The organism is Pseudomonas fluorescens, from assembly GCF_000802965.1.
GTDB classification, from domain to species: Bacteria; Pseudomonadota; Gammaproteobacteria; order Pseudomonadales; family Pseudomonadaceae; genus Aquipseudomonas; species Aquipseudomonas fluorescens_A.
Genome location: NZ_JSAK01000001.1, coordinates 144,624 through 169,659, shown reverse-complemented (window position 1 = coordinate 169,659; position 25,036 = coordinate 144,624). Strand labels below are relative to the sequence as shown.

At 58.4% G+C, this 25,036-nt stretch carries 22 protein-coding genes; 6 read left to right on the top strand and 16 right to left on the bottom strand.

Features of this window, described 5'->3' with window-relative positions; genetic code table 11:
* Positions 1–150 precede the first annotated feature (150 nt).
* From NL64_RS00745 to NL64_RS00705, 9 genes are all read right to left on the bottom strand, one after another.
* The gene (locus tag NL64_RS00745) at positions 151–3,744 is read right to left on the bottom strand and encodes a glycosyltransferase (protein ID WP_034146255.1); all 3,594 of its coding nucleotides are present in this window, start codon (positions 3,742–3,744) and stop codon (positions 151–153) included.
* A gap of 115 nt (positions 3,745–3,859) precedes the next feature.
* Entirely contained in the window at positions 3,860–5,431 is a 1,572-nt protein-coding gene (locus tag NL64_RS00740; protein ID WP_034146254.1) for a flagellar hook-associated protein 3, read from the bottom strand.
* A 13-nt stretch (positions 5,432–5,444) separates the two neighbouring features.
* Positions 5,445–7,490 carry a flagellar hook-associated protein FlgK gene (gene flgK, locus NL64_RS00735; protein WP_034146253.1) on the bottom strand — a complete coding sequence of 682 codons (2,046 nt, stop codon included), beginning with the start codon at positions 7,488–7,490 and terminating at the stop codon, positions 5,445–5,447.
* 23 nt (positions 7,491–7,513) lie between these two features.
* Entirely contained in the window at positions 7,514–8,797 is a 1,284-nt protein-coding gene (flgJ, locus tag NL64_RS00730; RefSeq protein ID WP_034146252.1) for a flagellar assembly peptidoglycan hydrolase FlgJ, read from the bottom strand.
* 11 nt (positions 8,798–8,808) lie between these two features.
* Complete coding sequence (locus tag NL64_RS00725) at positions 8,809–9,918, bottom strand: flagellar basal body P-ring protein FlgI (RefSeq protein WP_034146251.1); 1,110 nt, start codon at positions 9,916–9,918, stop codon at positions 8,809–8,811.
* An 18-nt stretch (positions 9,919–9,936) separates the two neighbouring features.
* Positions 9,937–10,632: a flagellar basal body L-ring protein FlgH gene (gene flgH, locus NL64_RS00720; RefSeq protein ID WP_034146250.1), complete on the bottom strand. Its 696-nt coding sequence runs from the start codon at positions 10,630–10,632 to the stop codon at positions 9,937–9,939.
* A gap of 52 nt (positions 10,633–10,684) precedes the next feature.
* Positions 10,685–11,470, bottom strand: a complete 786-nt coding sequence (gene flgG, locus NL64_RS00715) for a flagellar basal-body rod protein FlgG (protein ID WP_034146249.1) — start codon at positions 11,468–11,470, stop codon at positions 10,685–10,687.
* A gap of 45 nt (positions 11,471–11,515) precedes the next feature.
* Positions 11,516–12,256 carry a flagellar basal body rod protein FlgF gene (locus NL64_RS00710; RefSeq protein WP_034146248.1) on the bottom strand — a complete coding sequence of 247 codons (741 nt, stop codon included), beginning with the start codon at positions 12,254–12,256 and terminating at the stop codon, positions 11,516–11,518.
* A gap of 351 nt (positions 12,257–12,607) precedes the next feature.
* The gene (locus NL64_RS00705; RefSeq protein ID WP_034146247.1) at positions 12,608–14,167 is read right to left on the bottom strand and encodes a sigma-54-dependent phenylalanine hydroxylase transcriptional regulator PhhR; all 1,560 of its coding nucleotides are present in this window, start codon (positions 14,165–14,167) and stop codon (positions 12,608–12,610) included.
* A 371-nt stretch (positions 14,168–14,538) separates the two neighbouring features.
* Between NL64_RS00705 and phhA the strand changes: the two genes are divergently transcribed.
* The 6 genes from phhA to NL64_RS00680 all read left to right on the top strand — a co-directional run bounded on the left by phhA (position 14,539) and on the right by NL64_RS00680 (position 18,991).
* Positions 14,539–15,330: a phenylalanine 4-monooxygenase gene (gene phhA, locus NL64_RS00700; protein WP_034146246.1), complete on the top strand. Its 792-nt coding sequence runs from the start codon at positions 14,539–14,541 to the stop codon at positions 15,328–15,330.
* 104 nt (positions 15,331–15,434) lie between these two features.
* The gene (locus NL64_RS00695; RefSeq protein WP_017337151.1) at positions 15,435–15,791 is read left to right on the top strand and encodes a 4a-hydroxytetrahydrobiopterin dehydratase; all 357 of its coding nucleotides are present in this window, start codon (positions 15,435–15,437) and stop codon (positions 15,789–15,791) included.
* Complete coding sequence (locus NL64_RS00690) at positions 15,791–16,984, top strand: amino acid aminotransferase (protein ID WP_034146245.1); 1,194 nt, start codon at positions 15,791–15,793, stop codon at positions 16,982–16,984. The genes NL64_RS00695 and NL64_RS00690 overlap by 1 nt, the downstream gene beginning before the upstream one ends.
* Positions 16,985–17,299: 315 nt before the next feature.
* Positions 17,300–17,431: a hypothetical protein gene (locus tag NL64_RS30865; protein WP_263386151.1), complete on the top strand. Its 132-nt coding sequence runs from the start codon at positions 17,300–17,302 to the stop codon at positions 17,429–17,431.
* Between the two features lie 74 nt (positions 17,432–17,505).
* The gene (locus tag NL64_RS00685) at positions 17,506–17,688 is read left to right on the top strand and encodes a hypothetical protein (protein ID WP_034146244.1); all 183 of its coding nucleotides are present in this window, start codon (positions 17,506–17,508) and stop codon (positions 17,686–17,688) included.
* Between the two features lie 103 nt (positions 17,689–17,791).
* The gene (locus NL64_RS00680; protein ID WP_034146243.1) at positions 17,792–18,991 is read left to right on the top strand and encodes an MFS transporter; all 1,200 of its coding nucleotides are present in this window, start codon (positions 17,792–17,794) and stop codon (positions 18,989–18,991) included.
* On the opposite strand, the gene arfB is transcribed toward NL64_RS00680, so the two are convergent.
* From arfB to NL64_RS00650, 7 genes are all read right to left on the bottom strand, one after another.
* Complete coding sequence (gene arfB, locus NL64_RS00675) at positions 18,988–19,401, bottom strand: alternative ribosome rescue aminoacyl-tRNA hydrolase ArfB (RefSeq protein WP_034146242.1); 414 nt, start codon at positions 19,399–19,401, stop codon at positions 18,988–18,990. The genes NL64_RS00680 and arfB overlap by 4 nt on opposite strands.
* A gap of 213 nt (positions 19,402–19,614) precedes the next feature.
* Complete coding sequence (locus NL64_RS00670; RefSeq protein ID WP_034146241.1) at positions 19,615–21,027, bottom strand: amino acid permease; 1,413 nt, start codon at positions 21,025–21,027, stop codon at positions 19,615–19,617.
* 358 nt (positions 21,028–21,385) lie between these two features.
* Positions 21,386–21,523: a hypothetical protein gene (locus NL64_RS29985; RefSeq protein ID WP_155292701.1), complete on the bottom strand. Its 138-nt coding sequence runs from the start codon at positions 21,521–21,523 to the stop codon at positions 21,386–21,388.
* Between the two features lie 351 nt (positions 21,524–21,874).
* Positions 21,875–22,654, bottom strand: coding sequence for a cephalosporin hydroxylase family protein (locus tag NL64_RS00665; RefSeq protein WP_034146240.1), 780 nt, complete (start codon positions 22,652–22,654; stop codon positions 21,875–21,877).
* Complete coding sequence (locus tag NL64_RS00660; protein ID WP_034146239.1) at positions 22,641–23,363, bottom strand: WbqC family protein; 723 nt, start codon at positions 23,361–23,363, stop codon at positions 22,641–22,643. Before NL64_RS00660 ends, NL64_RS00665 begins: the two co-directional genes overlap by 14 nt.
* A gap of 7 nt (positions 23,364–23,370) precedes the next feature.
* Positions 23,371–23,883 (bottom strand): GNAT family N-acetyltransferase, encoded by a 513-nt coding sequence (locus tag NL64_RS00655; protein WP_034146238.1) that lies wholly within the window; start codon positions 23,881–23,883, stop codon positions 23,371–23,373.
* Positions 23,880–25,034 carry a class I SAM-dependent methyltransferase gene (locus NL64_RS00650; RefSeq protein ID WP_052321187.1) on the bottom strand — a complete coding sequence of 385 codons (1,155 nt, stop codon included), beginning with the start codon at positions 25,032–25,034 and terminating at the stop codon, positions 23,880–23,882. Before NL64_RS00650 ends, NL64_RS00655 begins: the two co-directional genes overlap by 4 nt.
* Between the last annotated feature and the right edge of the window lie 2 nt (positions 25,035–25,036).

Here is a 25,036-nt window from a genome sequence, read left to right as displayed (position 1 = left end):
TTCAAGCCAAGCGCACAGCCTTCTGGCTGCGCCGAAAATGCACGATTTATGGCGATATAGAGGGGACGTGCAGGAAGCGCGCCATCTCGAATTGCCCGAGACGGGAAAGTCTGTCGTAGCTGGCGCCTGGCTGTTGAAGACGGTTTATTGTCAGTCCGCCAACCAGCCATGCTCCCAGTACCGCAGGTTATCCCCGCGCAGGATGTAGTCGCGCAACACCACCTCGCGCAACTCATCGCCCATACGGTAACTGGCGTCCGGGTCGGCCAGGTGCATGCGAATAGCCTGCAGCCACTCATCGGTGGTGTTGGTCATCACGCGAGTACAAGGCAAGTAACCTCGGTAGGCAGCCGTATCGGTGCAGATCACCGGGTAGCCGCAAGCGCCGTACTCCAACAAGCGCAGGTTGCTCTTGCAGTCGTTGAAGATGTGGAACTCCAGTGGCGCCAGGGCCAGGTCCAGGTTCAGGCTCGCCAGTTTGGCCGGGTAGACGTCCAGCCCGATCACCCCGTGGAATTCATGCATGTACGGACGCAGATCATCCGGACACATGCCGAAGAATACCCAATCAACTTCATTGGCCAACTCACGGACCACATCGGTGATGACCGCCAGATCGCCGTGGTGACTGGTGCCGCCACCCCAACCGACCCGCGGTTTCTTCGAAGTGCGGCGGTGGCTGCGCAGGTCCGTCCACAGGTGGGACGCCAGCATGTTCGGCACCACGCGAATGTCGTGATGCATGTCCGACAATGCATTGCCCAGTGGCTCGGTAGAAACCACCACGCGGTCGCACATGCCGATGGCGCGGCGGACCAGTTTCTCCATCTCGTCCTTGCCCGGCATGTTGCGAATATGGGCGTTGCGATGAGGGACGTTGATCACGTAGTCATCCAGCTCGTAGATGCGTCGCGCACTGGCGTATTTTTGCAGGCTCGGAATTTCGTTGATCGGTCCTTCGGAATAGCGCCCCTGCAAGATAATCACGTCAGGCGAATGACGCTCGACTTCAATGATGGTCGGCAGGTTGTAGTGAATATGTCCTTGCGCCCTGCCCGCAGCTTCCAACTCGATCAACGGCTGAGTCACCCGGTAATGACCAATGGCGGAGGCATTCACCGGCAACGCGAGAATCTTCGGCAACTGAGCCCTGGAAAACGGGCTCCAACCGGAGCGCAGACCCGGCTCAAGACTAAAACTTGCCCCGCCTAACCCTTGCAGCGCGAGGTTGGCGTTGTAGGCCGGATCACGGGCCACGATCGGCAGCCAGCGCTTATAAAAAGTTTCCTGTTCCTGCTCGCTGCGAGCCTGATCACCCTCCTGCGCAGCCGCTACCGGTTGCGCCCCCAGGGCCAATTGGGCGTAAGGCGTCCATACCACCAGGTAACCTTCCTGGCCAATGCGCAAGCACAGGTCGACCTCGTTGAGAGACTGCGCCAGACCCTGCTCATCCAGACCGCCGACAGCATCAAAAACCGCTTTGCGCACCATCAGGCAATCGCCACCCACAGCACTGAAATCGTGAGCCACCTGCAACCGGAACATGTAACCCGCTGCCTGCACCGACTCACCATAGAACGGCACCCCGGCCGGACCTTGCAAGCCAAGGATCAGGCCGGCATGCAGCACTCGACCATCGGGATTGAACAGCTTGGCCCCGACCACACCGACTTCCGGACGCTGTGCGTGATTGAGCAACTCGGCAAGCCACTCGCCCTGGGTGATCACGGCGTATGGGTTGAGCATCAGGACGTAATCGCCAGCGGCCTGACTCACGGCAAAGTTGCGCACCTGCGCCACAGTTCCCTGCTGCTCGCAACTCAATACACGAATCCGCTCACTGCCCAACTGCGCCATGCCATCGAACCAGGCGCGCGCCTCGGCACCTTCACAGCCATTGTCCACCAGCAGCAACTCGTACTCGCCGTAGGCCGTCTTTTCCAGAAGACTCTCGACGCAGCGCTGCATGGCACTGGTCTGGTCTTTACCGGCGATGATGATCGACACCAGCGGGCGATCGCCATGCAGGTAATCGACACGATTGAGTATCGCCGAACTGCCAGGGCGAATCTCGTGGGCGATGCCCAGACGCTGCAGGTGCGCTTCGAGCACAAGTGGATTGGTATCCAGCACTTGCGGCTGGGACAACCATTTGGCCAGATCCAGTGCCGACTCCAGCAGGATTTCGGCGATATGGCCGATCGCGCCAGTGCCTTCATTCTCGACCATCCGCCACAGAACGTCGTGAGGCGCCAGTTCGCCGAACTGCGAATCGAAACCGCCCACAGCCAGGAAACGTTCACGCTCGAATGCCAGGGCTCGTCCGACATAGGGGTAGCTGCGCATCAGGTCCAGGTTGAAATCGGGCTTGAACGCAGGTTCTGCCGATTCGCCCTGATTCAGTCCACCTTCGTCGCTGTACAAGCACGCCAGCGTCGGCGTGAGGGCAATTCGCTCAGCCATCACCAGCAAGGCCGGCACCACCAAACGATCACCTGCCCGCAACGGATAGAACCAGTCTGCACCTTGCAGTTGTGGCAATAATTCGTTGAGCTGCTGCTGCCAGTCGTCTTGCAGCGGCACGCGGAAAACCCGTTCATCCAGCTCGGCTTGCGTGCAGGAAGCCGACAGAACCAGCGTTAGCTCCGGCGGATAATCCTGCGCCGCGAGCGACTGCAGAGTGAGCTCCAGCGCCGAGCGACTGCCGTCTTCATCAATGATGACCGGAACGATTTTCGGCACGCTTGGCCAGGCGGCCAGTGTGTCTGGCAGCAAGTCCCGCTGGCCCTCCGTCAACTGGCGGCACGCCAGCCATTGGGCATACAGTTCGGAGAAACTGACGCTGGCGATACCGACATGCCAATCCTGGGTGGTCTGCTTTGTGCCCAGCGTTCGGCTCAACGGCAACTCTTCCCAAACCCGCGGCGTCTCGTCGACCCGGGTCAAAGGTATATAGCGAACCCAGCCCGGAGCCGGCGCGGATTCACCGCTGCGCGCCTTGAGCATCTGCGACAGCCATTCACGCTCGGTTTGGGCCGCGTCCCTCATCGCCTGCTGACTGCTCAAACGCTCCGGGTACAAGCGCTCGACGCCGAGCACATGGTTGGACACCGCCAGATTGCCACGCCGCATCAGGCAGACGTACAAGGCAAAATCGAGCGTTGCAACAAAGCAATGACCGGGCTGTGTCAATGCCGGGAACAGTTCGAGCAAGTCCGCCCGACGGAACAGGGCGTTGCTGAAGCCACCGAGGATATTGACCGGGAAGTTTTCAAAAATCGCCAACAGATCGTCGCCCTTGAACACTCCGCCGACCGGGGAAAGCGGGGTGTTTTCGAGGCGTGAAGGCAGCGGCATATCATCGGCATCCCAGAACAGCCGCTGCGCCACCACCAGGTTGACGTCCGCACACTCGATGAGCGCCTGTGCCTGACGCTCGACGCAGGCGGAGAACAACTGGTCATCGTCACAAAGAAACTTGATGAACTCGCCTTGCGCCTGCTCCAGGCACGCCTGCAGGTTGCCCACCAACCCCAGGGTTTGTGCGTTGCGCACGTAGCGCACGCGCGCGCCCTCCTCGATCACCGAAGCAACGATGTCTTCGATCTCATGACCGCGACTGTCGTCGCAAACGATGATCTCCAGATTGCCGTAGCCCTGACTCACAGCCGTGTGCAAAGCACGACCGAAAAAGCGTGGATTGAAGGCGGGAATGACCAGGCTGACAAGAGGGAGTGAATTCACGGCGGGCTCACAGGCGGCGCGAGCCCGCCCTGAAAAGCGAGCCCTCTGAAACCGCAAAAAAGTCGATAAATACTGAAGGGGCAAGGCAATCGGGCGCCTGCGCGCCCGACCACCGTCAGATCTTGTTAAACAGACCCAGCTGAGAAATCTTGCTGAACGCCAGTTGCGCAGCTTGCAACATGGTCTGCTGCAACGTCAGGCGAGTCATGACTTCCGCCGGGTCCGAATCCCGAATCGACGACTGACTCTGAGTATTGGCCAGGCTCAGACTCTCGTTGGTCGCGGACTGGTTATCCAGCGCCTGACCGCGAGCACCGATCGAGGTAATGGCCGAGCTGATCTGGTTGGCAGCGCTGTCGATGTTACCGAGGCCCGCCTCCATGGCACCCAGAAACTTCTGCTTGGCCACCGGGTCGCCATCGATCGGCGTATTCAGCGCGGTCATCATCTGGCCCAGGGTGTCCAACACGTTCTGGGTCTGATGATTGTTGGCCTGAATCACGAACTGGTCACCGGAAGCCGGGGTACCACCGCCCAAGGCAAAGGTCACACCCGCGGCGGTGGCGGTGCCAGCTGCCACGGTGCCCGACGAAACCGGCTTGCTATCGGCGGTAATCGGTGCTGCGTACAGGTCGAAATTGGTGGCGCTGGTGAACTTGAGAATCGCCCCGCCCGCCGGGAAGGCGTTGGTGTAGTTCGCCTGGTTCGTCACGCTGGAGCCGGTGATGACCGCTGTCGACGGGTTGCCGGCACTGCGCGAAGTGTTGAAGGTGTCCGAGGTGCCCGTCAACGTGAAGCTGTGACCGGCGATGACCGCATCCGGGTTGGTATCACCCGTTTTAAGGTTGATGTTCAGCTTCAGGTCAACGCCACGGAAACTGACCGTCTGGTTGGCGCCGTTGGCGTTGCTGATTACGCCGTTCTGACTGGCTTCGGCAGTCACGTCGTTACCCAGTGCGTCGGTGATCTGCAACTGGGTACTGCCGAGGAAATTCACGGTGTATGGCTGGCCGCCGGAGAACTTCGCGTTGTAGGTGGCGCTGGTGCCGACCGTGCCGTTGGACAGCACCACGCGGCCATCGTCCACCGCAGGAGCGGTCATGGTGGTCTGGGTGCGGCTGGTGTTGATGGTCTGCTGGAACGCGTCCCAACCGGTGGTGTTGGTAGCCACCGACATGCCATCGCCAATGCCCAGATTGATGTTGGTCTGGTCACCGTTGTAGGTATAGGTGCCGTCCGAATTCTGCGAGTAAGGCGCCGTGTCGGTTTTCGAACCGGAAAACAGGTAGTTGCCGTTCGAGTCCCTGGTGTTCATCAGGCCCAGTACTTGTTGCTGGATCTGGCCCAATTCCGCCGCATAGGCCTTGCGGTCCGCGTCCGTGGCAATACCGTTATTGGCGGCAAGGGCGAGTTCCTTGGCGCGTTGCAGAGCCGTGCCAATGGAAGTCAGCGTGGTTTCCTGCAGGCTCAACGCACTCTTGGTGTTGTCGATGTTGGTGTTGTACTGATCCAGCGCCGCACTCTGCTGGCCAAGATTGAGCAAACGCCCGGCACCGATCGGATCATCGGCGGCGGTGTTGATGCGCACCAGGCTGCTGGCTTCATTACTGGTCGCGATCGCCTTGTTGAAGTTGCGCTGGTAGTTGGCAGCGGTTATCTCGTAATACTGGGCGGTAGAAATGCGCATGAATTACGACTCCTTAAAGGCTGTTGATCAGCGTGCTGAAAATTTCCTGCGCAGCCTTGATGATCTGCGAAGAGGCGGTGTAGTACTGCTGGTATTTGACCAGGTTGCCGGTTTCTTCATCCAGGTCGACCCCGGACACCGAATCACGGGCGCCTTTGGCATTGGTCAGGATCGCCGTGGTGGCCTCGCTGTCGGATTTGCCCTGGGCTGCCTTGGTGCCGACGTTGGTCACCAGTTTGTTATAGGCGTCAGTCAGGCTAATGCCTTTGCTCGCGCTGCCGGTGTCCACGGTCTGCTTGGTCTGCAACCCCACCAGCGCTTGAGCGTTGCGGTTGTCCGAGGATGCTGCGCCGGTCAGGTTGATCGTGAAACTTTCACCGGACGCCGGGGTGGCACCGACTGTGGTCTCGACGGTGAAGGTCTTCTGCACCGGCGGAGCAACGCTGTTGTCCATGACCGGAGCGCCAGTGGAGTCGACCATCCCCACTTTCAGGCTCAGGGTGTTGCTCTGGCCTGGAACAATGGTGCCGGTACCGATCGAGTTGCCTTTGGCATCGACCATGTTGTAGCTCTGGCTACCGCCGCTCGCGGCACCAAACACCAGTTTGACCGGTGTCGAATACTTGAGCGCGGTCTGCATTTCTGCCTGGGCCGCCGGGTTGTAGATGTCGATGGTGCTGGTCAGCGTCGGCTGGGTGTAAGTGCCGGTGTTATTGGCAGTCGTCACGCCAGTCAACGGTGCGGCGGCAGCGATTTTTTTCGGGTCGGTGAGGACAGCCTGAATGTTGCTCGCTGCGCCACGGGTCGGGGTCACCTTGAACGAGTCACCAGCACTCAATGCACCGCCGTTGAGATTCAGGCTGAACCCGTCGATCACCGGAGGCGGCGTGGTCGTGGTGCTGAAGCTGCCCATGTCGGTGCCGTCAGAACGCTTGACGCTGTAGTTGGTCGCGCTGGTGAACGTCACCTGGTAGTCGCTGGTGGTCAGTTTGCCGGTGTCTTTGATGGTGACATCCAGGTTGCCGGAACCGGTGCTGTTGCCCGCCTGGGCAATGCTGCGCTGACTGATCAGGGCGGCACTGTTGATGTTATTGAAAATCGCCGCGCCGAAGTCGCCGTTCTTGTCGATGCCTTGGGCTTGTTGACGGTTGATCTGATCAGCTACCACCAACGCCACACGTCCCAGCTCATTGAGCGACGGGTCGAGGACTTCCTTGCGGTAAGACAGCAGACCACCGATTTCGCCACCACTGATTACCGACGTGATGTCGATGGTGCTGGAGCCACGGTTCATCTGCAGCGCCATGCGCGACGGATCGTCCTTGCTCGGCACAGCTTCCAGGGTATTGGTGGTGTTGCCGATAACCAGCGGCTGGCCGGTACCGACGTAGATGTCGTAGCTGTTGCCACGCTCCACGACTTGCGCGCCGACCAGTTCGGACAATTGACGCACCGCTTCGTTACGGCTGTCGAGCAGATCGTTGGGCTGGTTGGTGCCGGTGGAGAGCTCGGCAATTTTCTGGTTGAGGCCGGCAATCGAATTGGCGAGCTTGTTGACCTGCGCCGCCATGTCCGACAGGTTGCCGTTGAGGGTCGTGTTCTGGTCGTTCAACTGCTTGGCGATGGCATTGAAGCGACTGGCCAGCCCCTGGGCACCGGTGATTACCGATTGACGAGACGTGTCATCCGTAGCCGATGTCGCTACGCCCTGCATGGACGTGAAGAACTTCTGCAGTACGGCGGTCAAACCCGTGTTGGTGTCTGACAGCGTGGCATCCAGCGGCGTGACCTGAGCGCCATAGCTGGACGCTTCACTGTTGAGCGAAGTCGCCGTGCGCAGCTGCGAATCGAGATAGGAGTTGTACACCCGACGCACATCGGCCAGCGTCGTGCCGGTGCCGATGAACACGTTGCCGTACTGAATCGAGCCCTTGGTGCTCTGCACGGTTTGCTGGCGCGAGTACCCAGCGGTGTCGACGTTGGCAATGTTGTTGCCGGTAGTCACCAACGAAGAATGGCCAGCAGCCAGTCCCGACATCCCGATGTTTAGCAAACTCATGGTTCAGACCTTAATCCTTGTGCCTATAAAGGCGTGGTGGAAGCGCCCGCCGCAGCGTAGTTCTGGTAACTCGTCATCTGCCTGGCTATCTGCGAAATCTTGCTTGCGTAGTCCGGGTCGGTTGCGTAACCGGCCTTTTGCAACTCGCGTACAAACTGTTCCGGGTTATCGGCCGACTTCACGACATCTTGATAGCGATTATTGGTCTGCAGCAAAGTCACAAGGTCATGGAAACTGTCCTTGTAGGAGCCGTAGGAGCGGAACTCGGCCGTCTCCCTGACCATCGCGCCATTCCTGAATTCGCTGGTAATCGCCCGCGCCGAATCACCCTGCCAACTGCTGCCAGCCTTGATGCCGAACAGGTTATGACTGCTGCTGCCATCCTGGGCGCGCATGACCGACTTGCCCCATCCGGTTTCCAGCGCAGCCTGGGCCACCAGGTAACGCGGATCAACGCCAATGCGGTCGGCGGCTTCCTTGGCCATCGGCAACATGGTGTTGACAAATTCGTCGGCGGAACTGAAGGCTTTTTTCGCCGGCGCCAACGGAATTTGCGCCATGGCGCGACCGTAAACCTGCATGCTTCCAGTGGATGCCTGCTGCGCGCTCGCCAGCCAGTCGCCGTTGTACAGCGGCCCCGCGCCGGTGGTCGTCGTACGCTCAGGCAACGGTGTCTTGTTGACCATCGTCGTGGCCGCAGTCGTCGCCGAAGGCACCAGTCCCGCCAGCAACCGATCAGCCAGTTTCGGTGGCAATGCCAGGCGTCGCTGATTGATCAGTGCCATGTCATTGCGATGCGCGCTCTCGCCCGTCGGCGCCTTGACCGACCGCGAAGCCCACAACGGACGCTCGCCGTTGACCCGCGACAGCGGTCCGTTGGTGGCAATAGTTCCGGCAGCCACCGGTGTTTGGACCGCTGCTTTCGCGGCCTCCTGCTTGGCGGCCGACGCGGCGGCCGCTTCACCCGGAGCCAGCGGTTTGTTCTTCGACATTTGCCGCATCAGCACGTCCGCCAGACCAATACCACCGCCCTCGCGGGACATGGAAACGGCCAACTGCTGGTCGTACATTTCCTGGTATTGCTTGGCCGCGGGCGTGTTCAGCGGGTTGTCCTGTCCCAACGCGTCGGTGGCCGAGCGCATGGACTTGAGCATTTCACCGAGAAACAGCGATTCGAATTCCTGCGCGACCTTGCGCAGGTTGCCATCGCTGTTCTTGTCGCCGACCTTGAGTTGGTTCAGGCGATTGAGGTCCGAATACGATCCCGAATCGCTACTGCTGACCAGACCGCTCTTGCGCATATCCATGCTCGCTATCCTCAGATCACGATCAGGTCGGCTTGCAAGGCGCCGGCCTGTTTCAGTGCTTCGAGGATGGCCATCAAGTCACCCGGTGCCGCGCCGACCTGGTTCACCGCACGGACGATTTCGTCGAGGGTGGTGCCCGGGCCGAACTTGAACATTGGCTTGGCTTCCTGCTCGGCGTTGACCCGCGAGCGTGGCACGACCGCTGTCTGACCGTTGGACAACGGGCCTGGCTGACTGACGATCGGGTCTTCGGTGATGGTGACGGTCAGGCTGCCGTGGGTCACGGCGGCCGGTGAAACCTTGACGTTCTGACCGATCACGATGGTGCCGGTTCGGGAGTTGATGATGACTTTCGCCACCGCTTGACCTGGATCGATTTCGAGGTTTTCCAGGATCGACAGGTAGTCGACACGCTGGCTCGGATCCAGCGGCGCGCTGACGCGAATCGAACCGCCATCGATGGCCTGGGCCACGCCAGGGCCGAGCATGTTGTTGATCTTGTCGACGATGCGCTTGGCCGTGGTGAAGTCGGAACGGTTGAGGTTCAAGGTCAGGCTGTTGCCCTGGTTGAAACCGCTCGGCACCGCTCGCTCGACCGACGCACCGCCCGGAATGCGACCGGCCGACGGAACGTTGACGGTAATCTTCGAACCGTCACGACCTTCGGCATCGAAACCGCCAACCACCAGGTTGCCCTGGGCGACCGCGTAGACGTTGCCGTCAATACCCTTGAGCGGCGTCAGCAGCAACGTACCGCCGCGCAGGCTCTTGGAGTTACCGATCGACGATACGGTGATGTCGACTTGCTGACCCGGTTTGGCGAATGGCGGCAAATCGGCACTGATCGACACCGCCGCGACGTTCTTCAACTGCACGTTGCCCGAGCCCGGCGGCACCTTGATGCCGAACTGCGAGAGCATGTTGTTGAAGGTCTGCAGGGTGAACGGGGTTTGCGTCGTCTGGTCGCCGGTACCGTTAAGCCCGACCACCAGGCCGTAACCGATCAATTGGTTGGAACGCACGCCGGAAATACTGGCGATGTCCTTCAGCCGCTCGGCTTGAGCGTTGAAGGCTGCGCACAGCATCAGGGCGGCCACCATAAGGTGTTTGAAGTTCAACATGCTCAACTGGAAAGCCACCTAGAAAGGGAACAGCGGGCTGAGGAAGAAACGGTCGAACCAGCCTGGCTGACTCGCATCGGCAAACGAACCGGTGCCCGAATAGGTGATGCGCGCATCGGCGACACGGGTCGACGACACGGTGTTGTCGGTGGCGATGTCATCCGCGCGAACCAGGCCAGCAATCCGTACCAGTTCGTCGCCGGTATTGAGCGTCAGCCACTTCTCGCCGCGCACGGCGATGATGCCGTTGGGCAAGACGTCGGCAACCGTCACCGTGATCGAACCGGTCAGGCTGTTGCCCTGCCCGGCCTTGCTGTCACCCTTGGTCGCGCGGTCGCCTTCATAACTCGCACTCAAGCTCAGGTCATTGCTGCCAAACGGGTTGTTGGTGGTGGCGCTGCTGCCAAACAGCGAAGTCAGCCCAATGCCGGTCTTGCTGGTCTTGTCGATCTGCGAGTTGGCGTTTTTGCTGGCCTGGGTCTTCTCGTTCAGGGTGATGGTAATGATGTCACCGACCCGGAACGCCTTGCGGTCGCTGTAGAGGTTCTGTTCGAAACCGGCCTGGTAGATCGAGCCGTTATTCGCGGCAGCCGGCAGCGGCGTGCGCGGCAACACCGGGGCGTAGTAAGGATCATTGGGCTTGGGCGTCACAGGCACGCAGCCTGCGAGCGCGGTGATCCCACTCAGTGCCAGAACAGAAACGAAGCGATTCATGACCCTACCTCACGGTGTTGCAGGCGACCTCATGGCCACCTCATAGACTTGATTACAGATTCTGCGTTACGAACGAGAGCATCTGGTCGGCGGTGGAGATCACCTTGGAGTTCATCTCGTAGGCGCGCTGAGTGGTGATCATGTTGACCATCTCTTCAACGGTGCTGACGTTGGAAGTTTCCAGGGTGTTCTGCAGCGTGGTACCGAAACCGGCCAGGCCAGGCGTGCCGACTTGCGGCGCACCGCTGGCGGCGGTTTCCAGGAACAGGTTGTTGCCCACGGCTTGCAGGCCGGCCGGGTTGATGAAGTCGGCGGTTTGCAGGTTGCCGATCACCTGGGACGCCGGGTTGCCGGCAACGGTGATGGACACAGTGCCGTCGCGACCGACCGTGAAGGTCTGCGCGTCGTTCGGAATCACAATCGCCGGTTCCAGGGCGAAGCCGCTGGCGTTGACGATCTGGCCGTTGGAGTCCAGGTGGAATGTACCGTCACGGGTGTAGGACGTGGTGCCGTCCGGTTGCAGGATCTGGAAGAAACCGCGACCGTCGATGGCCATGTCCAGTGGCTGCTCGGTGGTTTGCAGGCTGCCGGCGCTGAAGTTTTTCTGGGTGCCGACAATGCGCACACCGGTACCCAATTGCAGACCCGACGGCAGTTCGCTGTCCTGGGTCGACTGGGCGCCTGGCTGGCGTTTGATCTGGTAGAGCAAGTCCTGGAACTCGGCGCGGTCACGTTTGAAACCCGTGGTCGAGACGTTGGCCAGGTTGTTGGAAATGGTGGTCAGGTTGGTGTCCTGGGCGGACAGACCGGTTTTGGCAACCCATAGAGCCGGAAGCATTCGATTCTCCTCGTGCGCCTGTTTTACGGCGCGACGTTCTGATAATTAGCTGATCTGCAAGACCCGAGCCATGGCCTGGTCATCGTCTTTGGCGGTGTTCATCATCTTGATGTGCAGCTCAAACTGCTTGGCCAGGGCCAGCACCGAGGTCATCTCGTCCACGGCGTTGACGTTGCTCGACTCAAGGAACCCGGACACCAGCTTGACGTTGGCATCGGCTTGCGCCGGCTGGCCATCCTTGGTGTGAATCGAACCGTCCAGGCCTTTGGTCATGTTCTTGATGTCAGGGTTGACCAGCTTGATGCGATCGACTTCCGCCATGACGCGAGGCCCTTCGCCCATCGCACGAATGCTGATGGTGCCGTCCTCACCCACTTCAATCTGTTGCTCGGGCGGCACGGCAATCGGTCCGCCGTTGCCAATCACCGGCATGCCGTTGCCGGCGCGCAGCACACCCAGGGCGTCAACCACCAGGCTGCCGGTGCGCACGTAGCTTTCACCGCCATCCGGGTTCTGCACTGCCAGCCAGCCGTTGCCTTGCACGGCGACATCAAGGTCGCGACCGGTTTCTACCAGGCTGCCAGGGGAAAAGTCGGTGGCCGGGCGTTCAGACATGGCAAACGCACGCGCCGGAAAGCTGTCACCGAACACCGGCATCGAACGAGCCTGCTCCAGGTCTTTCTGAAAGCCGTTGGTGGAGATGTTCGCGAGGTTGTTGGCATGAGCCTTTTGCGCCAGTGCATTCTGGCTGGCGCCGGTCATTGCCACATAAAGGTACTTGTCCACAATCTTTCCTCTGCCTGCCGGACGTTTGCCGCCCACTGCTGTACTGACGAGGCATAAGCAATTTGCAGACCAACTTGTTTTTGGCCGCGCTGGGCCCGGTAAACAAAGGACTTGGGAGATTGAGGGGGTGTAGAGGATTTGTATCAGAGACGAAAAACCGGCGGTGTTATGCCGTTAAGTGGCAAGGCTTGACCTGTTGCAGCAACACAAACACCTGTGGCGAGGGAGCTTGCTCCCGCTGGGCTGCAAAGCAGCCCCAAAATGGCTGACCGAATTTCAACTGGCAGATCGCGCAGGCTCTCTTTGCGGCCGCTTCGCGCCCGAGCGGGAGCAAGCTCCCTCACCACAGGGTCAAGTGCTGTCCTTGCCCACCTCATAATCGCGCAGCTTATTGGCAATGGTCGTATGCGAAACCCCCAACCGCTTACCCAGTTGCCGACTGCTAGGATGTTCGGAATACAAGCGCTCCAGCACCGCTTTCTCGAAGCGCCCGACGATTTCGTCCAATCTACCCTCCAGGGAAAAATCGCCAAGCGGCTGACGCACGCCGTAGTCCGGCAATCGAATGTGCTCGGCCTTGACCGTCCCGCCCTCACACAGTGAAACCGCCTGGAACAGCACGTTCTCAAGCTGCCGCACGTTGCCCGGCCAATGGTAATGACTGAGCCGGTCCATGGCCGCCGGTGCAAGTTTCGGCAGCGGGCAACCGATCTGCCGACTGGCCTGATCGAGGAAGTGCCCCACCAGCGGCGTCAACCCGTCGAGGCATTCGCGCAGCGGCGGGATGTGCAGCGACAACACGTTCAAGCGGTGATACAGATCCTGGCGAAACTCGCCACGGGCGCACAACTCGGACAGATCGACCTGGGTCGCGCAGATCACCCGAACATCCAGATAAACCTCTTCATCACTGCCTACACGACGGAAGCAGCCGTCCTGCAAGAAGCGCAGCAATTTCACCTGCAAGCGCGGGCTCATTTCCCCGACGCCATCGAGAAACAGCGTACCGCCCGCCGTCAGCTCCAGCAGCCCGAGCTTGCCTTCAGCCCGCGCCCCTTCGAAGGCGCCCGGGCCGTAGCCGAACAGTTCAGTCTCGGCCATGGACTCCGGCAAGCCGGCGCAATTGAGCGCCATCAACGGTGACTGCCCACGCGGACTGGCCAAGTGGCAGGCTCGCGCCAACAGCTCTTTACCGGTGCCGGTTTCGCCTTCTATCAATAGTGGCGCGTCGAGCGGGGCCATGCGCCGTGCTTCACGGACCACCGCCGCCATCACTTTCGAACTCTGGAAGATGCTGTCGAATCCGCGCAATTCCTGCTTGCGTACGTTATAGATGCGCTCGCCCACGCGGTCGGCGCGATGCAGCGTCAGCACCGCGCCGGCCATGGCTTCGCTGTCGTCATGCTCCGATTGCAGAGGGGCGATATCGGCCAGAAACACGTCGCCCTTGACCTTGACCCGCAGCCCGTTGATCCGCGATTTGTTGGCACGGACCAATTCCGGCAAGTCGAAATCCTCGGCGTACCGCGACAGCGGAATCCCCGGCACTTCATCGACCCGAACACCCAGCAACTGCGCCGCCGCACGGTTGGCCGCGACGATGGAGCCCCCCATGTCGATCGACAGCACCGGAAACTCCAGTGCGCCGAGCAAGGCGTTGAGCTCCATATGCCGACGCTCGCTGGGCATGAGTCCTACGCGCTTGACGCCAAAGACTCCGGTAATTGCCTCGAATTTCGGACGCAACGCTTGGAACTGAATGTTGATCAGGTTCGGACAGTGGAGGTAAATCGCATTGCCATGCTCGCCGCCCACCTCGCCACGCGCGACGTTGATGCCGTATTCCACCAGCAGGTTGAGAATGTCGCGCAGGATGCCGATGCGGTTCTGGCAGTGGACTTTGATACGCATATGAAACACCTGATAAACGATGATTGACCTGTGGGAGCCGGCCTGCTGGCGATGACGTCGCATCAGTCGATGTTGATGTCGAATGACACACCGCTATCGCCAGCAGGCTGGCTCCCACAGGGTTAGCGCTCGACTTTTCTGATTAAGCGCTCAGATAGTCGTCAAGATTATGTGACAGCCATAGCGCTTTTCAAACCCGCAAATCTCAGCAACCACGCGACGGCTGCCGATTCGTAACGAAAACTTTACGAATATCGTGGATTTTTCCTACGCGTTGCGCGTACCGCTTGCTGCAACACTGCAATCCTTGGGTTATTTCTAGGTCCATAGCAGCACATAACAAGAACGAAATCCCTTAGCAGGAGAGCAGCATGAAGCAGACGCAATACGTGGCTCGCGAGCCCGATGCGCAAGGTTTTATCGACTACCCCGCCGAAGAACACGCGGTGTGGAACACGCTGATCACTCGCCAACTGAAAGTGATCGAAGGGCGTGCGTGCCAGGAGTACCTGGACGGTATCGAAAAACTCGGTCTGCCCCACGACCGCATTCCGCAACTGGGCGAGATCAACAAGGTCCTCGGTGAAACCACCGGTTGGCAGGTCGCCCGCGTGCCGGCGCTGATCCCCTTCCAGACCTTTTTTGAATTGCTCGCCAGCAAGCAGTTTCCAGTAGCCACCTTTATTCGTACCCGCGAAGAGCTGGATTACCTGCAAGAGCCGGATATTTTCCACGAGATCTTCGGCCACTGTCCGCTGCTGACCAACCCTTGGTTCGCCGAATTTACCCACACCTACGGCAAACTTGGCCTACAGGCTTCCAAGGAAGAACGCGTGTATCTGGCGCGCCTGTACTGGATGACCATCGAGTTCGGCCTGGTCGATACCCCGCAAGGCCAGCGCATCTACGGCGGCGGCATTCTGTCTTCACCGAAAGAAACCGTTTATTGCCTGTCGGATGAGCCTGAACATCAAGCATTCGATCCGCTGGAATGCATGCGCACGCCGTACCGCATCGACATCCTGCAACCCCTGTATTTCGCGCTGCCGAACCTCAAGCGCCTGTTCGACCTGGCCCACGAAGACATCATGGGCATGGTCAAGCAAGCGATGCAGATGGGTCTGCACACACCCAAGTTTCCGCCAAAACCAAAAGCAGCGTGATCCGCGACTTTTAAGATCAAGTGAGTCTGTCAGGAACCATCGCTTTGCTTTAGCGTGGTGCCACTGACGGCCGATTTCCATTTATTCGATTTCAGGAATTCATCATGTCCACATTGAACCAAGCCCACTGCGAAGCCTGCCGCGCCGATGCTCCACAAGTCAGCGACGAAGAGCTGCCGGTACTGATCAAGCAGATCCCGGACTGGAACATCGAAGTTCGCGACAGCATCATGCAGCTGGAAAAAGTCTTCCTGTTCAAAAACTTCAAGCACGCCCTGGCGTTCACCAACGCCGTCGGTGAAATCTCCGAGGCCGAAGGTCACCACCCAGGCCTGCTGACCGAGTGGGGCAAAGTCACCGTGACCTGGTGGAGCCACTCGATCAAGGGCCTGCACCGCAACGACTTCATCATGGCCGCGCGCACTGACGAAGTGGCCAAGGACGCCGAGGGCCGCAAGTAATGCATTTCGACGCCATCGGCCGGGTGCCCGGCGACCCGATCCTCGGCCTGATGGAGGCCTATGCGCAGGACCCGAACCCGCGCAAATTCGACCTCGGCGTGGGTGTCTATAAAGACGCCCAAGGGCTGACTTCGATTCCCCAGGCGGTGAAACTCGCCGAGGCGCGACTGGTGGATCGTCAGACCACCAAGACCTACATCGGCGGTCATGGCGACGCGGCTTTCGGTAAGGTCATCAGTGAGCTGGTGCTCGGCGCCGACTCGAAGCTGATCAGCGAACAACGCGCAGGCGCCACCCAGACTCCGGGCGGCACTGGCGCGTTGCGCCTCAGCGCGGACTTCATCGCCCAGTGCCTGCCGGGCCGTGGCGTGTGGTTGAGCAACCCGACCTGGCCAATCCACGAAACCATTTTCGCGGCAGCCAAGGTCAAGGTCAGCCACTACCCGTACGTGGGCAGTGACAACCGCCTCGACGTCGAAGCGATGCTCGCGGTGCTCAATGAAGCCCCCAAGGGCGACGTGGTGTTGTTGCACGCCTGCTGCCACAACCCGACCGGTTTCGATCTGTCCCACGACGATTGGCGCCGGGTACTGGACGTGGTGCGTCAGCGTGAACTCTTGCCACTGATCGACTTCGCCTACCAGGGCTTCGGCGATGGCCTGGAACAGGACGCCTGGTCGACCCGGTTGTTCGCCGCCGAGTTGCCGGAAGTATTGATCACCAGTTCCTGCTCGAAAAACTTCGGCCTCTACCGCGACCGCACCGGCGCGCTGATTGTCTGCGCGAAAAGCGCCGACAAGCTGACCGACATCCGCAGCCAACTGGCCAACATCGCCCGTAACCTGTGGTCGACACCACCGGATCACGGCGCCGCCGTGGTGGCAACCATCCTCGGCGACCCGGAGCTGAAAAGCCTTTGGGCCGACGAAGTGGAAACCATGCGTCTGCGCATCGCCCAACTGCGCAGCGGTTTGGTGGAAGCGCTGGAGCCTCACGGTTTGCGCGAGCGTTTTGCGCATATTGGAGTACAACGCGGAATGTTTTCCTACACCGGGCTGACGCCGGAGCAAGTGAAAAACCTGCGGGACCACCACAGCGTGTACATGGTCAGCTCCGGCCGGGCAAACGTGGCGGGGATTGACGCGACGCGCCTGGATTTGTTGGCCGAGGCGATTGCCGAAGTCTGCAAATAACCAGCAGCACCACTCCCCTGTAGGAGCAAGCTTGCTCGCGATAGCGGTTCATCAGTCGACATCAACGTCGAATGACACTCCGCTTAAAAGATCGCAGCCTGCGGCAGCTCCTACAGGATTAACACCGATCCCATGTAGGAGCTGCCGCAGGCAGCGATCTTTGCTTTTCTGCAACAAACCTGTCTATACAACCCCATCCGTCGAAACAAATGGATATAAAAGTCTATTTGTCATTTCTCCTGCTGTATCCTGCCCAGGCTTTTTTAAAGCGCGGATCTACCAGATCTATCAACAGACTTAGCGAGGAGCGCGACTATGCACGAGATTCCTAATCTCCCCTTCCCAAGCCTGCACGAACCTGAGCAGACGACCACGCAACAAGCCGGCGCCCAACAGCCCGAGCCCAAAGAAGCACCTGACAGCCGCCAGGCTGACAGCGAAGACTGAAACACCTGCCGTACAGACCGTGTGGAAAGCGCTAACATGCGCTTTCCACACCGCCTGAACCGGGAGCCCACCCCATGACCGATGACTTCACTGAAACACAAGCCAGCGTCCTGATCGGCACCGCCGAGAAAATGATCGAGATCTGGAACCGCCTCTCCCCCGAGAAACAAGCCGCTTTACTGGCGCGCTTTGGCAGTGAAGAAAATGCGTTGGCCGCTCTGGTCACCACGCAACTGGTCGCCCCTGCCAAGCCCTGACTGATTCCGTCCGGCAAATAGTTTTACTTTTTCACAACCCACCCGCGTTCACGCCGTTATCATAAGCAGCCTATCTATCCTGCTTTCCCGTGGACCTTTACCCATGTCTGAAAACCAGCGCCCCCTGGCGGTCACGCTGCAAGTTGTTTCCATCGTTCTGTTTACCTTCATCGGCTACCTGAATATCGGCATTCCCCTGGCGGTGCTGCCGGGCTACGTCCACAGCGAACTCGGATTTGGTGCGGTGATCGCCGGGCTGGTGATCAGCGTGCAATACCTCGCCACCCTGCTCAGCCGCCCGTACGCCGGGAAAATCATCGACAACAAGGGCAGCAAACTGGCGGTGATGTATGGCCTGGCCGGTTGCGGCTTGAGCGGTGTGTTCATGCTGATTTCGGCCTGGACCCAAAGCCTGCCGATGCTGAGCCTGATCAGCTTGTTGATCGGCCGTCTGGTGCTTGGCAGCGCGGAAAGCCTGGTGGGCTCCGGCTCGATTGGCTGGGGCATCGGCCGGGTTGGTGCAGCGAACACTGCCAAGGTCATCTCGTGGAACGGCATCGCCAGTTACGGCGCGCTGGCGGTCGGTGCGCCGCTGGGCGTGCTGCTGGTCAGTCAGATGGGCTTGTGGAGCATGGGCGTCAGCATTGTGCTGCTGGCCGCTTTAGGTTTGCTGCTGGCCTGGCCGAATACCGCCGCGCCGATTGTGGTGGGTGAGCGCTTGCCGTTCATGCACGTGCTTGGGCGGGTGCTGCCCCACGGCTGCGGACTGGCGTTGGGTTCCATCGGTTTCGGCACCATCGCCACCTTCATCACCCTGTATTACGCCACCCAGCACTGGGACAACGCCGTGCTGTGCCTGAGCCTGTTCGGCGCCAGTTTCATTGGTGCGCGGCTGTTGTTCGGCAACCTGATCAACCGCCTCGGCGGCTTTCGCGTAGCGATCGCCTGCCTGTCGGTGGAAACCCTGGGATTGTTGCTGCTGTGGCTGGCGCCGGACGCGCATTGGGCGCTGGCGGGTGCGGCGCTCAGTGGGTTCGGCTTCTCGCTGGTGTTTCCGGCGCTTGGCGTTGAAGCGGTCAATCTGGTTCCGGCTTCGAGCCGTGGCGCGGCGGTTGGCGCCTATTCGCTGTTCATTGATTTGTCGCTGGGGATCACCGGGCCATTGGCGGGAGCGGTTGCATCAGGCTTTGGCTTTGCGTCGATTTTCCTGTTCGCCGCGCTGGCTGCCGTCAGCAGCTTGATCCTCTGCATCTACCTTTACCGCCAGGCTCCGAAACACCGCGAAGCCAGGCAAACCCGTTAGAAATCCACCTTGCCGCGCCCGGCCTTGATGTTGCCGCGTTTGCTTTTGGATTCGAGTCGACGGGTCTTTGAGCCGAGCGTCGGTTTGGTCGGGCGGCGTTTCTTTTCGACCTTGGTGGCGCTGAGGATCAGCTCGGTCAGACGTTCCAGCGCATCGGCACGATTCTGTTCCTGGGTCCGATACTGCTGGGCCTTGATGATCAGCACGCCTTCGCTGGTGATGCGGCTGTCGCGCAGCGCCAGCAGCCGTTCCTTGTAGAAGTCGGGCAAGGACGAGGCCGGAATGTCGAAGCGCAGGTGCACAGCGCTGGAAACCTTGTTGACGTTCTGCCCACCGGCGCCCTGGGCGCGAATGGCAGTCAACTCGATCTCGGCATCCGGCAGATGCACGTTGTTGGAAATCACCAGCATGGAAAAGCGTCCGTATTCAGAGCGTGCAGGATACCGCGAATGATGGACCTAAATACGGACTCACAACTGTAGGAGCTGCCGAAGGCTGCGATCTTTTGATCTTGCTTTTTAAGATCAAGATCAAAAGATCGCAGCCTTCGGCAGCTCCTACAGGGGGTGGTGTGTAAAACAACAAACCCGGCACTTGGCCGGGTTTGTTGATTCTGCGTGAAGTTATTCCACTGCTGGCTGCAAGGCGCGTTGTGCACTGCGCTTGTTCTTGATGCCATAGCAAACCCACATGAACACGACCCACACCGGAATCGCGTACACCGAGATCTGGATCCCCGGAATCAACAGCATCACGCCAAGGATAAACACCACGAACGCCAGGCAAACGTAGTTCCCGTAGGGGTACCACAGGGCCTTGAACAGCGGCGTCTGCTTGGTCTTGTTCATGTGCTGGCGGAACTTGAAGTGCGAGAAGCTGATCATCGCCCAGTTGATCACCAGGGTGGCCACGACCAGCGACATCAACAGTTCCAGCGCGTGTTGCGGGATCAGGTAGTTCAGCAGTACCGCGATCAGTGTCACGGCAGCCGAGGCCAGGATCGAACGCACCGGCACGCCGCGCTTGTCGATCTTCGCCAGCGCTTTCGGCGCATCACCCTGTTCGGCCATGCCCAGCAGCATACGGCTGTTGCAGTAGGTGCCGCTGTTGTACACCGACAACGCCGCCGTCAGGACCACGAAGTTAAGGATATGCGCGGCGGTGTTGCTGCCGAGCATCGAGAACACTTGCACGAACGGGCTGCCGCTGTAGGAGTCGCCGGAGGCGTTCAACGTGGTCAGCAGGCTGTCCCATGGGGTCAACGACAGCAGGATCACCAGGGCGCCGATGTAGAAAATCAGGATCCGGTAGATCACCTGGTTGATCGCTTTCGGGATCACGGTTTTCGGCTTGTCGGCTTCAGCTGCGGTGAAACCGAGCATTTCCAGGCCGCCGAAGGAGAACATGATGATCGCCATGGCCATCACCAGACCGCTGACACCGTTCGGGAAAAAGCCGCCGTGGGTCCACAGGTTGCTGACCGCCGCTTGCGGGCCGCCATTGCCGCTGACCAGAAGGTAGCTACCCAGGCCAATCATCCCGACAATCGCCACGACCTTGATGATCGCGAACCAGAACTCCGCTTCGCCAAACACTTTGACGTTGGCCAGGTTGATCGCGTTGATCAGCACGAAGAACGCAGCGGCGCTGGCCCAGGTCGGGATGTCCGGCGCCCAGTAGTGGATGTACTTGCCGACTGCGGTCAGCTCGGACATGCCCACCAGAATGTACAAAATCCAGCAGTTCCAGCCCGACAGGAAACCGGCGAAACCACCCCAGTATTTGTGCGCGAAGTGGCTGAAGGAACCGGCCACTGGCTCTTCGACGATCATTTCGCCCAGTTGGCGCATGATCATGAAGGCAATGAAGCCGCAAATGGCGTAGCCGAGGATCATCGACGGGCCGGCGGATTTCAGTACCCCGGCCGAGCCGAGGAACAAACCGGTACCAATCGCGCCACCGAGGGCGATCAATTGAATGTGGCGATTTTTCAGGCCGCGTTTCAGCTCGCCTGAATGCGAGTTTTGTCCACTCATGAAAAGGGTCTCACGCAAGGTTTGATGATGTTCAGTAGACGTTGCTGCTTGGAAACGGCATTAAGCGGCACCGATCAAACCCCAGCGCAGGCACCAGGAGTTCAGCGTATTTACAACGGTCATGCGTCACCTGCTTGTTTTTATCTGTGACGAAATCGAACCCGACACGCTCGTGACGCGGCGGAGTGAACAAGGCGGATAGCCTTGAGTTTATTGGCCTTGGGCAATCGAACTGAATGCTGGAAGCAAACGAGTCATGACAGCCGACAGGCGCAAAATGCGCGGATACGCAGTTGAGTCACAGTTAAAACGCCGCGCATTGTACACCCGTAACCGCCTGCTGCCAGACATCGCTTGATCAGCGCGGATAGCGCAGCGTCAGGCCGGGGCTTGCAAGAAGGTGTTCAATAGCGGCAAAGGAATGGACAGACCCGCAGGGGTTGTCACTGAAGGCGAAGTCGATGTCGCCTCGGAGAAAGTCAGTCACGGCGTTCATTGCGCCTCCTTGTTGTTAGGGCCTGCACGACAGGCATGGGCGCATAACACCCTCACCCGCCCTGCGAAACAACCGGGAAAGAGCCTCGCAATCAGCAATGACGGCGCGAATTCGGCAGGATTTCCTTACGGGGCTAAAGGTCCATCGACTCCATGGGTGAAAAGCGGGAAATTCGTAAATATTTTTTTACGAAGCGGAACATAAAATTTCCGCTGCAGATGAGCCGAAAGATGAGGGGCGTTGCTCAATACCCGTATATTTGATGTACAAAGGCCAGCCCCAGAACCGCGGCCCAGCCTTGCCCAATAACACTGGCATCAAGCTCCTTCGAAGCATCCTGCCATACCAGCCTTAACTTACGCGCTTCAAGAAACCATCAGGCGCCACGCTGATCTGGAGTTTATGATCAATTTTTTTGTCGATTTCAAATTCAGCATGTTGCTTCAAGTATTCTTTAACTGCGCTTTTCGGGCTGTTCCCTGGACCCCATGGACGCTCCTGGATCAGATCGACAGGCATGTCTTCGATCAAGGTATCAAACACCACGCAATAACTGTCAACGCTGACAAGATCGGCATAAGCCTCAAGCTCCGCCAACACATGATCATGGGTATGGTTTGAATCCAGGCAGACCAAGATGCGCTTGTAGTCTTTGGCAAACTCCCGGACTTTTGAAATCGTATTATTATCGATACTCGAGCCCTGAACCATTTCAATCATATGCGACATCGGATGAGCTTTAATCGCATCATGGTTATGCTGACGGATATCGATATCGATACCAAGTACACGGCGCTTACTTGCACGCGGATCGAGGCTCTTGCCTTGTTCAACAGCCTCGCAATAGTCGAGCATCGCCAGCATCGAAGCACTAAAAATCAATGACCCGCCGTGGGCGATGCCGGTCTCGATGATCAGATCCGGTTTGATGTCCCAGATCAGTTCCTGCATTGCCCAAGTGTCGTTAGGGAATTGAATCGCTGGACGACCGAACCAGGAAAAGTTATAGGCCCATTTGTGCCGGCTGATCTCGCGAACCCAAACACGAGACAACGCTTGCAGATCGGTGTCAGCCCCCAGCGCTTCAATGTTTTCTGCGACTTCCTGACGAAACTGCTCATGCGGATTCATTTTTAAAGCTTCTCCAATCTGTAGTTCCAGAATTTATAAACTCAAGCCCGAGCTTGCCACAGTTCGCCACCAGATCCAGGGCGGAAACATAGGGCGTAAAATCGCCATGGGCTTGGGGGTAAGGCGTGCAGTTATAGGCCATATATTCGACGGCAACGTCCGAACGCTCGAATAACTCGTGATCGAGGTAACGTCCGGCGCCATGACCGGTGATGTATTTGTCCCCTTCCAGGCGCTTCACGACTGAAAGGACACGATCACTGCTACTTCCCGGAACATCCAGCGACTGCACATCGATAAAACGACAGTTGATATCCAAGCCAAAATACTCGACCAGCGCCATCAACGACGCACGAGCCAGCGCTCCGACATTTTCATAATCGCCAGCATAGACATTCGCAACGAGTTCAAGGGCATCCTGACGAAATGGAGTGCTCGCAAAGCTGTTTTCCAGCAACGCCATGTGTGTTTCTCGCCATGTCGAAGTGGGAGGTACCTGAACTTCATTTATCTTTTGACCCAGATGCAGGTCCACTAAAGGGACCGTCATCCAACGCATACCCTGAGGTGTCTTGATTTGTACGCGATTGACAAAGCTGCCTTTGGAAAACTGTACGTCATCGTAATGAACAAAAACGTTGGCCAGGCGTACTTGTTCCAGGAGGCCTACCCATGGAAAAAGCATCGATTGTGAAATGACGATATTCATAATTCACTTAACTCAAAAAGAGTTCCATAAGCGCTACATCATGCCAAGCCCCTGAAATGAATACGTGACTCGAGAGCTTTCCACAGTGCTTGAAGCCAGCTTTTTCATAACACTTTATTGCTGCAGTATTGTCATCTCTGACTTTCAGCCAAACTTTGCCTAGCCCCCAAGTATCACGCATATACGCGCAGGCCAGGGCAAGCACCTCTACGCCGATACCACGCCCTTGGGCACTGGAAGCCAAGCAGATACCCAGCTCTGTATTTCGACTGACAAAATCGGTGTTTTTAAACTGTAAAAACCCCAAGGCCGTGTCATCGGCAGGATCCGCCAGAATGAAAATGAAACTATCGGAGGCCGCCGAAAAACTTTTCAGCCATTCACGCACCTGGTTTTCATCGCTGCCCCGCGGGCGTGCCAGCAACTGAGCTTGCAACGAAACGTCATTACGCATGTTCCGGAGTAGCGCGAGATCGCCCTCTTTCCAGCTACGTAGCAGAACGTTTTCCCCAGTGATCATACAAGCTGCTCATCAAGGAACACCAAGGAGATGTCTCGGTCTTGCAGCCAGTGCATGTCATCCATGACGGTGCGAGCAATGCTGGGGTTCAAGCCCACGTAAAGTACCTTCACGTCTTGCGGAAGCGACTGAGGAGAAAGTATCGGCTTGCCAAGCAGCTCTTTTCCTTGCTGGAAAGGACTAGCGTCCAAAAAGCAGGCAACACCATCAAAGTCATTCATTGCGCTGGCGATATAGGCGCCATAGAAGCCAGAGCCGTAAATGGCCTTGGTGACACCTGCATAAGCTAGCGAAGTATGGGAGATACGCTGGTTAACAGCCTCCCAATAACGAGCCAGTTCTTCTGATCGTGCGATGGTTTCGGCTACGTTGAACCCTGCTGAGCTCTGAACGCCTTTACGAGCGGTAAATACAAGAGCGCCGCGGTGTACGGCATCGTCGATCTGAATATCGGTGAACCCGGCAGTATCAAGCAGGTAAGCTAGTGAAGGAGCAGTGAAGTGGTTGACATGGTCAATCACTACAAAGTCCGCAACGTTGCCGAAGGTATCGGGAACAATGCCATAAAACACACCATCGTCCTTGAGCAAGGCATGAACCTTTTTCACGGTATCGATCGGCTCAGGGATATGCTCGAGGGCGAAGAAGGAGGTCAGGACGTCAAAGCTGGATGCCCAGGATTCAGGTGTGGTGTGAATCGCGTACTTATCGGCACTGACGAATTTATTCCAATACTCTTTGTACATGGAACTGACATCGAATAAATGGATATTCAAATCAGTACGTACCGCGCCCAACTTCTTGAGGGTAGAGGCCTTGGCGCAGCCATAGTCCAAAACCGTAGCGCCAGCGGGCAAATTCAATTTATGCAGCAAAGTTGTTATCTGATGATCCGTCCGATAGACAATCTCACCTTCTTTTACTTCGTAAATCTGATCTTCTTCTTCGTCACTCAGAAGAATCTTGTAATCGGACTCATAATAAGCAACGGTGTCGGCGAAGGCCTCGCTACGCAGATGCGAGCACACCGGGCACGACCACACATTCACTTGTCCATCGCGAAGTTCACACAGCGAAGTCAGGGACTGATTCGAGTTAGCCACATAGACAGGCTTCTCGATTTCAGTGAGACAAACATTGCAGTGCATCATTT